Origin of the sequence: Chitinophaga ginsengisoli, assembly GCF_003014595.1 — a bacterium.
GTDB lineage: Bacteria > Bacteroidota > Bacteroidia > Chitinophagales > Chitinophagaceae > Chitinophaga > Chitinophaga ginsengisoli.
The window spans coordinates 167,391-179,069 of the sequence record NZ_PYGK01000002.1; the positions used below are offsets into that span (position 1 = coordinate 167,391).

Genomic DNA, 11,679 nt, shown 5'->3' on the forward strand with positions numbered 1-11,679 from the left:
CAAGTAATCACTCGGCTTCAAAACATCTGCGCCCAGATACCGTATTGTCAGTTCAGTTAAAGGCTACCAATCGCTACAACTTAAATTAAGTGTACATGGTGTTGCATTATCCTGGATAAAATCAACACTTTTACTGCAATCACTCCATTCAAAATGGTAAGTACATTTATACAACACCCCTCCACCTGGCTGCAGAACAGCCTGCGAAGAAGTATTCACCCTGTTTCCAGTCTGACAAACACCGCCAATTACCTTTTTGTCAATACCGATACAAGCAACACAAGCGGAATTAGGCACGCCAACAACCACCCATCGCTTTGTATTGTATGTTGGGCTGCAGGGATTTGCGTCTATCTGTTCCTGCTCCTGGTTACCATTTGGTTGCCCTTCGGTTGTCAACTGGCAACGTGCAGGTGTTGCAGTGTTATTCCATCCAGCTACACTAGCGCAGGAAGTAGATTTCCCTACATCCTCCCATTTAAGAGATTGCCATGTAGCACTTTTCTGGTTATAGTCCGCATATAACAACTGTAGCGTGTCGGTCGTATAAGCACCGTTTATCGCACATGGCTTACATCTCGCCTGACCTGTGGAACGCCATACCGGGGCTGCCGTATTAAACCCAACTGCGTAATACGCTGTTTTCTTAACAACGTTTTTGTTAGCATCCCTGATAGTTGTGAGCCCATAAAGCGTATCATATTCATAATAAGTTGTACGGTTTTCAGGTGAAGCATCCGACGTCAGACCGAGTATAGGATCATAGTTATAGGTTGTTACGAGACTTCCTGCGGGATACATTCTAAGTTCGTCAATGGTAGCAGTACCACTTACTGTAACAGTAGTTGTTGTTTCAGGCAGAAGATGCTCGTAATAGGTCCAGCCATTTCTAATCGGTCCACCTACAACTGTTAATCCATTTACCTGCGTAGTTCCTCCCATTGCCCAATAAGAAACAATAACTTTCCTGTTGGTTGCAATCCTGGTAAAACTGATATTTCCAGCGTTTAAAATATATGATCTTGAACCTGCAAAAGCCAGATTACTTCTCGTAGCAGAGGGAATCCCCCAGTTGCCGTTATCACTACCCTCAAATCCCGTGAACGCAATCTCTCCAGCACCTGCATTTACGGCATTAGCTATCAGAAGTGTATTATTATATCCCCATACAAGCCCACGTACATCTTGATCTTTCGACACTATCTGGATAGGGTTGTTATCATTATCATAACTCAAAGCTACCTGGCGCTGAAACTGGGTAGACGGAAAATTTAGTGTTTTAGGATAAGTACTGCTAAGGTTCAGTGCTGAAGGTAAAACTCCTGTATTTGTGGTTAGTTTAAACTCTTCCCTTTTTAGAATGCTTTTAGTATCCTGCGGTGATGTTCTTCTGTATAAAGCATATCCACCGGCATAGACCAGATTATTCCTTTTTATAAAAGATGCTACAGGAATATTCAGATATGCATTTCGCATTTGCAACCCCAACGAATCCGTTCCATTAATATCCGGCAGATCCATAGAGAAAATTGTCTCAGTACGAAGAGAGTCACCATTACTCGCAATACTTTTTGAGGCGGTCTGACTAATATGATATGGGCTTTCATAGTACAGACTCGTTGTATCTGTCATTTTTGTGCCATTGGCATCATAGACATCTGTGATTTTCTTTCTTGTTAATACCGCTATCTTGCCAATTGCAAACGTTCTAAAGAACATATATGAATCATCTGGCTTATACATGTAATGAGAACCGGGATGATTACCATAATCAACGATTGGAATCATCGGCCGATCACAGATCTTAGTACTTAGTAAACTGCTGAACTCAATTATCCTTGCTGTAACAGGATATCTGACGGCTTCATACTCGGTCTTTTCTTCTTTTAATAGCTGTCCCGCGCTATTATAAGTTCTTATACTTTTGGGAGAACCTGCCAACAAGTTTTCATACGGTTTACGTGCCTGCCAGCTTTGTAACACATCGTAACTACCGCGAAAGCAATAATCTGTATTGGTACATATATTAAAATAAAATAACGAATCTGTATTGGTATCATCATAATATTCATATTGCGTATAACCGTTTTGTGCTCCGCGCCGCTCCTGAGCGACAGTAACATTTTTGTAAGAGATGAATGGTCCTGCACCGGCACCAGATTGTTGATTTTGCGCACTGACCAGATATTTGGGGCTATTTGTCGTATTACCACAATACTGAAAATCACTCACATCAGTCACTATCGACGGAGTGCTGTTTAAAAACCCCGAAGACAATACAGAACCAAAAAAATTATACTTAAATGTCTTAATCAGAGTATCATTATTTACAGGGTCAATCTGTTCAATTCTTTTTATTCTTAATCCACCTATGGTATCAGTTATGGCGAAATTATGATGGGAATCGCAGAAAAAAGTCTCATAGTCTCCAACTAAACCATTCATTAGTCTGCCACCAGATGCACTGTGTGGCTCATAAATAAGCCTTACTTTCCCTCCTGTAGGATACAGTATTTCTGTCAATGCATCTCTTTGCATCTGCGGCCATGCGGCCTTCCGGGACACCATACTTTCACCGCTACACCCATTTATATACAGTGTTTGTTTCAGATCATTACGCGCGTCATTGTAATACCCCCAATAATCCTGAGAATAGTAACTAAAAAACGGTACTGAATCCAAATTATCCCTCACCTTTCTGAATGCCGTATCATAGTAGTTGAAGGTGTAAGGCATAATTTGAGTACGCTGGTAATTCATCACCAGCACTTCTCTCAACTTCATTTTTTTGGAAAGAAAACTCCCATAAGTGAACTGAATCTTTTTATATGGTACAGCACTGTTTGCATCCTTTACTATAAAAGAATCGAGTCGGTTAAAACGCGTTTGTACGGATTCTTCGCGGTAATAATTACTGTCAGTGGTAGAATAATAAAAATTCAATTGTTCATTTCTGGTGGTAATAGTAGCAAGTTGACATTCTTCCATCCCGTTTATTTCGACAGCTCTTGTGAAAGACGGCCAGTTACAGGAATCCAATTGTTGCTTTGTTACGAACTCCTCTTTATTAACAGCACCAATATGATTAGAAATCGCCTTATCATAGGTAAACAGGACACTGTCTTTTGTGAGATTGTTAACAATTTTGGTCAGTGCCCACGCATTGGGACGACGTCCCCCCTGAAACGTAGAATAACTTTTTGAATTATCTGTTTCCCCAAAATAATAGGTGATCCCATCGGGAGTAGTGATAGACCAGGTATCAAAATAATAGTTAGTCCACCCATTTTGATTCTGTTGGGAAAAAACAGGAACAATTTTGATATCCTTATCATAGGGAACAAGCACTGGCACTCTGTTATTTCCAAAAATGAATTTCCCTGAGTAGTTCCCGCAATTATAATAAAATAGATCCGGGGAAGCATCATTTAGTCCATAAAATGACCAATCCATATCTGAAGACGCAGGTACCTGTCCATTTTTAATGGCGTCATTATGTTGCTGCATAACAGTAGACAAAACCGGGATATCAAGCGAATTGCCGTTATCTACATAAAAACCACCATGCTTTCCCCTCATGTCTACATACTCTTCTACCTTGCTGTGATAGCGAATCGCTGTATCGCGTCTGGTTCCCACTACCGTAACAATTGTATCCTTCCATACCTTGGTAATCAAGCCCTCATCAGGATTTCCTCTGACTGTACGGGAAATCATTCCTCCTGCTTTAAAATCCCATCCCAAGCCTACCATTGTCGCATCCTGTTCTACTTTTATACCGCCTGCCTGATATACTATCGAAATAGGCACAACTATATCCTTTGAACGGGCTGTGTGCAAAGGAATTGTAAAACTACCGGAACCTGTAAAATTACTTACCGGAACATCAATCGCCTGTTGCATCGACGCCACCGCTGGCGTTTTCGGGGAATAATCAAACTGTGGATCACCAATAGTTGACTGTCCGGATGTATTAAAAACAAAACACAATAAAAAACAAAAACATTGAAGTCCGAAAAGCCTTCCTTTCATGATATATAGTTAGAAGCTACTTGTAAGATTTATATTCCAAACGTATCTATTCCTCCTTTAACTCAAGTGCAATGCACTAATAACATCGTATAGCCATACAACATTGCATTCATTGGTTACCATGCCTTATTTGGATTTCAGTTTTTCAATCTCCTCTGCCATTAATCTGATCCGTTCTTCCTGTACTGTGTTCCGTTTCTCCTGCTCTATCAAATGCAACGTCAACTCCTCTATCTTCTGCAACAAAACCCTGTTCATCTCACCTACATCCTGCCCATCCTTCGCCACCTCTGCAGCCGACGGCACCTCGGGAAGATGCTTATTCGCCTTAATGTACGCCTCCAATTCCGCTAATGACGGCAACTTATACTCCGGTTCAAACACAAAGTCCGGCCATGTCGCTGCCTGCGTAACTTTAACCCTCCTCGCAGCTATCGTTCCTTCTACAGCCAGTTTATTTGTTCCTGTTGTCAGTGTTCCGATACCAACGTTACCCGTTCCGGTTACAATCATCTGGGGGTTTGGTGTCGCTCCCGTTACAAATAGAATGTCTCTGCTCTGTATCCCCGCCTGAAATATCAGGTTGTCATAGTTGTTGAAAGGATATGCCCCTGCTCTTGTACCACTTCTATATATCGTCGGCTGATTGGCATCTGTACCCGTCGTATAGGCAGTGCTGTAGCTTATTAATTTCAGTTTTCCAGATAAATTCAGGCCATTCTCCGTTACTGAAGCATCTGGCGCCATCCCAATCCAGACATTTTTTGTAGTATAATTACCAGCAGTTACAACGGATTCCAATGTCTGACCTTGTGAAATGCCAACAGTAAACGCGCATAAAGCTGTTAATAGAAAAAACTTCATCTTTATTTTTATTTAAAAGTTATATCCTATTCTTAATTTAATCGGACTTGTTGACGGCATATTCCGCTTCGCCAAAAAATCGTACAACACCATAATATTCCCCTTCATTTTCGCGCTCACCTTATATTTCTTACTAATCCCCAGCAATGCACTTCCCTGCCAGCCCTTCCAATCCTTTAACTGGTCCGAATGAGTAATAGTCGATACATAATTCTGCTCAAAGCCACCATTCACAAAAAACGTCCCTTTCAACTTCCAGTCAACGAAAGACCGTAATCCCATGCCCTGATGACTGATAGCTATATTATTCCAGCCCGTTCCCATGCCCAGCTTATAGGACGCTCCTATACCTGCTGTTCCATTCTTATGGAACTTATACCCTACCTGACCGGCTATATCAGTAGTCGTCGGAAAATAACGGCTGGACTTCTGGAACTGAATATTTCCTCCGAACTCCAATCGCTGAAGGAAACTCTTTGTCTTCATAGGATTGGGCTTAAAATCCGGCATATCCCCTGCATTGTCCAGATCCGGGAACTTGTTCTTCAGTTCATTTAACTGTGACTTTGCCTGATCCATCTGCTGACTTACCGCCTGTCTGGCGCCCGGATCATTACCCAATCTTTGCTGTATCAGCTGCTCCACTTGCGTACGGGTCTGCAATCCTTCCAGACTCTGGGCGGTATTGTTCCCGGCGGCTCCCAGGTTAAACAGACTGGCTAACTGCGAGTTTTTACGGAGAAAATCATTGTAGGCGGGCATTTTCTTCAGCAACTCCATTGCCTTCGCCTCTGCTTTCTTTTTATCTTTCAGTACAGATTTGTACTCATTGATCTGCTGACCATAGTAATAGGCCTCTTTATTGATCTTCTGAAGATCTTTGGCAAAGCCGGCATATTGGGATAACTGCTCCTTTAACTGTTTTTTATGCTCACGGATATACGCCTTGATCTGCTCCGCCTGTTGCAATTTGCCCTGCAGCGATTCAATATTCCCGGTAACACCTGCCAGTTTTCCTTTGGAGGCTCCCAACAGCTCCCCCTTCCCTTCCAGGAACTTTAAGGAACTACCTAATGAATCCAGATAGCTATTCCCTAAAGGCAGCTTGCCTGTCACTTTATTTTTGAGTCCTGCCTTCAGGCTACCCAAACTGTCAATTGATTTCGAGAAAATATTACCTGCAGCTACAGAATCCACTTTCCACAGGCGGGCCTTCATTTTCTTTTCCTGCCTGAGTAAACGGCTCAACGCCTTGTCAGCACGTTTATTTACCTGCTCTTCCACATGCATTGATTTTTGTTTTACCTGAGATAGATATTTCGCAGGTAATTCTGGTGCTTTCATAGAACTGCTATCCCGGACTGTAACAGTCGTATCAATACGATTGGAGCCAACAGGATCATGCAGATTCATTATAAGAAGACTTATAACAATCCAACTATTCATATTTATAGGCTAAGATCTAAATTGAGAATTCTGAATATGCTCGAACAAAGTATAGATTATGAAATAAAATTTTGGGCAACATCAAATTTCAACTGCGCCAAAGATCAGAAAACAACATGACAAATTGCGTAACACCTTCGTTGTATAACAAATTATTAACATCATTAAAATGATCTCGTTACAAAGAAAAACAATGCCTGCGCACCGTATATGCGTATAGGAATTTTCATTATTCTTTACCGTATTTCTTATTGGGGTCAACGGGCTTTATGAAATCAGCCTTTCATAAATGTATCTTGAAGGTAACAGCTGTACCGACATCCGTAAGGGGAATTGACAAACTATACCTTACTTCAAAGGAATCCTTAGCAAAATTAACCGAACCAGAACGCAATACGCCATAATTTCTCAATGCCGGGAAAACGTCTTTATCTTCATTAAAAACCTCCCTTGTTATGATAGTATCAATACGTTTATTATTATCTACGCTAACTTCCAACTTCGACTGATAAGTATTAGATACAAAACCTTTAATACCATATATTTCCGTGTACGCATCCGGAATGGATAAAGAGCTATCATATAAACAATAATGCCGGAATCTAATACTGATTCGCTTTCCTTTATAACTATAAGAAGTATCTATATTCAGCGTATCATCATACCGTGTATACTCATTGTAAATATCATCCAGTTCGGGCGTCTCAAAATCATCACCCTGCGCGCCCGCTGTGAGCGAGTCTTTTCTCAACGTATCTTTCATGGAGTCCCCGGCCGCTTTTACTTTTTCCTCAACAGCGCTACTATGACATCCGCTATTTGCGAGCATCGCGCCAACAATGAAAACCGTAAACAACCAACTTATTTGCAATTTCATAGGCTTCTTCTGATCATTGGTAAAAAGCAATAAAAATAAGAAGATAAAGCCTTTTAGCAATACACCGACAAAAATAACACCCTCCCATATTCCCTTTCCCAGACCAACCCTTCATGTACACTGCCTCACATGGAGTTCATCCCCTATCCGTAGGTATCACCAGACTATCCGATATACCAATAACAGCAAAAGCCTTGTTCAACACAAAGCTTTTGCTGTTAAAACCTTAAAATGACTCTTTACGCTTACGCCTCCGCTCCCACTTCCTTCGGATTTGGCGCACCCTTTCCTGTCGTTATCAGGTTCATCAGACTCTGTTGTATATACTTAGTCCATGAACTATTACAGATCTGGTAACATTCATACGAAGGCACCAATCCTTCATGCGTAAAGCGTATCTCTGTTTTACCTCCCTTGTCGGCAATCTCAAAGAAGATCTTTGTGCCGTTCCATTCACTCTTATCTTCCGTAAAATTGAAATAATTATCCAGCACCTGCCATACTACCTTCTGTGCCGGAATAAGCTCAATGACCTTTATGCGACAACGGTGAACATCCTTAAAGCTGTATACAAACTCACTATTGAGTGTATCTGTGCTTCCATCGATGTTCTCTGACCACCATCCGCGAACGTTATTAATTGCATGATAAGCTTGTTGAGCTGACTGATCCACCAGTATAGTTGTCGTGAAATCCTGATTATTCATACTTGTATGTTTTGAAGTTATTCAAATGTAGCCCCTATTTACACAATAGGGGCTGTACTGATTAGACATTCTGGCGGGTGGATTTAGACAGTCCACCAACTTATTCCTTCACATGAAATACTTTATACGTTGTTATCACATCATTCGCTTTCAATTGCAATAGATAAACACCTGCAGCCAGGTCTGGCGTTTGCCAGGTAATCGTCTGTACACCTGGTTGCATCACCTGATCAACAAGACGCGCAACGATTTCGCCATTCGCAGAATAAACGTTCAGCTGTACCCTGCTTTCAGTAGCAACATCAAATGAAATGACGGCATAACTGTTGAACGGATTAGGATAAGTCCTGATAAAGGCCTCGCCCATTAATTCCTTGCGGGCACGGCTTTCCAGATCCTTCCATTCTTCACTGCTGTCTTGCGATGCGGATGATTGACGAAGCGGCATTGCCCTCAGCTGATTAATGATCTTCTGCGCAGCATTAATAAGGGCATTCCTGTCAATATCCGTCAGGCGTGTCCTTTGTGTCGCATTCCTTACCAGCACAATGAATACCCTCAGTACAAAGATGGCAGGTTGTATCCGTCCCCTGTTTTCCAGCTGCAATGAAATATCTACAATACCATTCAGTATCCGGCCTTCCCTTGGCGTCAATTTTCCTGCATTCACCAATGCAGTGATCTGCTGCATGAGAGCCCGATATTGTTGTGTAATATCTGCTTGCGGTTGGCTCACCTGTATGGATACACTGCTCTGATCATCCTCTGTACTGACGCCATTGCCAGGAGATGAATCCGGATCAGGTAATTTGCTGGCCGTTACTTCAGCAATATTGGTAATAGTTCCGGCTGCATTAGCAGTACCGGTGATGGTCAGCGTTGCCTGCTGCCCATTATTCAACAGCGCCACCTGCCACTTACCTGTCGCACTGCTGTAAGTACCAACAGAAGCTGTGGCCTGTTTAAAGGTAATACCCGCCGGCAGCAGGTCTGTCACGACGATATCAGGCGCATTGGCTGTTCCCTTATTCGTTAGCTGAATAGTGTAGGTCACCTGATCACCCACAACATATTGTGTCTTATCAGCCTTTTTGGTCAACTCAAGATCTGCAGTTTCGACGTTCCCCATTTGCAGACAAGCACTGAATTCACTGGTATTATGAGCAGGATCGGTTGCCGTACTGGTAACGGCCGCACCCGCTGGTAATGTTATGCCAGTTAAGAGCGCATTGAACGTGGCGTTACCATTTGCATCAGTAGTTACTTTAAAGGAATCCAGGAACGCCTGCCCTTCGCCAAATCCTGATGGATTACAAGCATCATTGGAGAAGAAATCCAGCCTGAAAGTGGCATTCGGCGTACTATTCAGTGTACCTTGTATATTGGTATTTCCACCACTACTATTTACGGCTGTCAATACAGGAAAGTTCTGCAGATTATTCGGTCCTGTATCTGCGTCGCCAACATCATTAGCGGTAGGTCCGTCATTACCAAGATCAATGCCAATACCATTATTTTTGAAGATAGCATTTGCTGTCATATCACTCCCGGCGCCCGTTCCACCAAAGGCAATTCCTTTTCCATTAGCGGTAATAGTATTGTTGTTCATACTGGCGGTGGCAGCATCATTCACGAGTATACCGATACCATTTCCGGAGATAGTATTCCCCTCAAGATGCGCAATTGTAGTACCGTCCAGTAAAATACCCGGTCCGCCATTGTCGGTAACAGTGTTGTTGAGTATACTCTTCTCTGTCAGGAAACTGGTGACTTCTAAACCCGTCAGCACATTCTTATCAAAGATATCCTTCTCTATAAATGCTCTAAGTGTAACAAGGTTCTTCCCATCGCTGATCCAACGAAGGCCAGCGCCACCGTTCACGGCAAATCTATTCTCCATTGATGTAAGCGTTGCGATAGCATTCACATCAGCGAATACATCCAGCCGGTCTCCATCCTTACCGTTATTGACAGCCGAAGAACCTAACAGGGCATAACTGAATTCCGTTCCTGCCTTCAATACTACTTTTCCCGTCCTTGCACCGCCCGCATTGCCTGAATATGCATCGCCCTTCACCCTCAGCGCCATTTGTAAACCCGGGGCAAGATCTGCTACATAGTTGAAAGCCACACCAGCATTTCCTTGATATATCCCGTTGCTGAAATCTTTGTTGCCCGCTGCATGAAATATAAAGTTAGCCCCTGCCTGTCCCAGTTTTAGCGTATCGCCTGCAAAAATCCAGTCGATCTTCCCACTGAGCGATTCTTCTACATCCAGTGCCATTCCGTTACCACTGTGCAGATTATTCTGGTACATCATCTGTACATTTTTTCCTTCACCAAACCGCAGCTTGCTGCCAACAGACATATTTCCTTCAAAGGTATTTCTGCGGATATTATAGCTACCGTCTCCTGTCACAAACAGATCAATACCGACTCCGACAATTTCTGTAATGACATTTCCTTCGATAGTAATAGGCTTGGCACTGGCAGCAATACCCACTTTGAATTTGGCGCCCGTCTTATTCTCACCTATAAAATTACCTAGTATCTTAATTCCTTCCGTCAAACTACCGGTAACGGTTACACCGTTAGTGTTATTGGTACCGGCCATCTTGTTGCCCTGGTTGGGGTCCGACCCACCAATCGTGTTGTTAGGGGCGTTATTCAATACCACTGCATCCCCCTTATTCGGTAAAGCATTCTCACCCGATATATCCAGTCCGATGAGATTACCTATTGCCAGATTATTCTGCGCCCCATTGGTCCCGAACTGCGAGGGATCAAGTCCCTGAATATTAATGCCGCGACCTTCATTCCCCGATATAATATTTCTTAAAATACCCGTGCCACCAATCATACAGCCGGGCGTATTGTCGATGAATATCCCATCTCCGCCATTTCCCTTGGCGGTAGTACCGGTAAAGTCGGTACCGATATAATTGTTCTGTATACGATGCCCACCTTCGCCGGGAGGTGGTGTACCCGAAATGAACATGCCGTGGGAAGAAAAACTATTGATGACAAAAAAAGAAATCTCACAACCACCGCCAAGCAAACGCAGACCGATTGCACCGCCTCCTGCCATGCTACCGTCCAGTTCAATACGCCTGCCATCGCTATTAATACCGTCAATAAATACAGATCCAAGAATAGGCGGCAATGCGCCCAACCCCGTGCTTCCGACTTTTATAATGATACTACCCGTGCCTGGTGCATTGGGAATATCAAAGGTGATACGGTTTTGTCCCAGGTTACGGTTCCCATTCTGGTTTTGTATAGCGGCGCGAAAAGTACATTGATCGCCCATTGTAATCGGGTCTACATCACACCTTCCGTCATCGCCGATATTATCTGCATTAGGATCACTTTCATCGCCAGTCATATTGACCGTAAATGTCTTGGTGGACTGCGCCATTATATTGACCGGCGACAGTAATAAAAACAATAAGAAGATAGTCGAAAACCTTTGTATCAAAGAACCATAGGAATGATTTTGTTGTGTTACATCAATAGAGGTAGTAAGAGATAGATCACTCTCTTTTAGATGTTGTCTCATGGTCATATACTTTAGGAAGTAAGCAATACGATATAATCCAGGCTATTGCATCTGTTACTATTCATTTGCATGTCCGTGTAGTGGGGTTACCGAAAAAAAGGCCCACTCAAGCTATTGAGTATTCCATTGGAGTATGTTTTTGGGAGAAGCTAAATGTTATAATGAGAATCCTGGACGTCTAAATTGGCTACAGT

6 protein-coding genes are annotated in these 11,679 nt (G+C 42.8%); all 6 read right to left on the minus strand.

Features of this window, described 5'->3' with window-relative positions:
* Positions 1–63 precede the first annotated feature (63 nt).
* On the minus strand, positions 64–4,032 hold the full coding sequence (locus CLV42_RS05205) for a hypothetical protein (protein ID WP_146154315.1): 3,969 nt from the start codon (positions 4,030–4,032) through the stop codon (positions 64–66).
* Between the two features lie 126 nt (positions 4,033–4,158).
* The gene (locus CLV42_RS34130) at positions 4,159–4,896 is read right to left on the minus strand and encodes a hypothetical protein (RefSeq protein ID WP_211303390.1); all 738 of its coding nucleotides are present in this window, start codon (positions 4,894–4,896) and stop codon (positions 4,159–4,161) included.
* 12 nt (positions 4,897–4,908) lie between these two features.
* On the minus strand, positions 4,909–6,309 hold the full coding sequence (locus CLV42_RS05215) for a hypothetical protein (protein ID WP_106600843.1): 1,401 nt from the start codon (positions 6,307–6,309) through the stop codon (positions 4,909–4,911).
* 316 nt (positions 6,310–6,625) lie between these two features.
* Entirely contained in the window at positions 6,626–7,219 is a 594-nt protein-coding gene (locus CLV42_RS05220; protein WP_170117403.1) for a hypothetical protein, read from the minus strand.
* A 245-nt stretch (positions 7,220–7,464) separates the two neighbouring features.
* Entirely contained in the window at positions 7,465–7,926 is a 462-nt protein-coding gene (locus tag CLV42_RS05225; protein WP_106600845.1) for an SRPBCC family protein, read from the minus strand.
* A gap of 100 nt (positions 7,927–8,026) precedes the next feature.
* Complete coding sequence (locus tag CLV42_RS05230; protein WP_170117404.1) at positions 8,027–11,485, minus strand: right-handed parallel beta-helix repeat-containing protein; 3,459 nt, start codon at positions 11,483–11,485, stop codon at positions 8,027–8,029.
* Positions 11,486–11,679 lie beyond the last annotated feature (194 nt).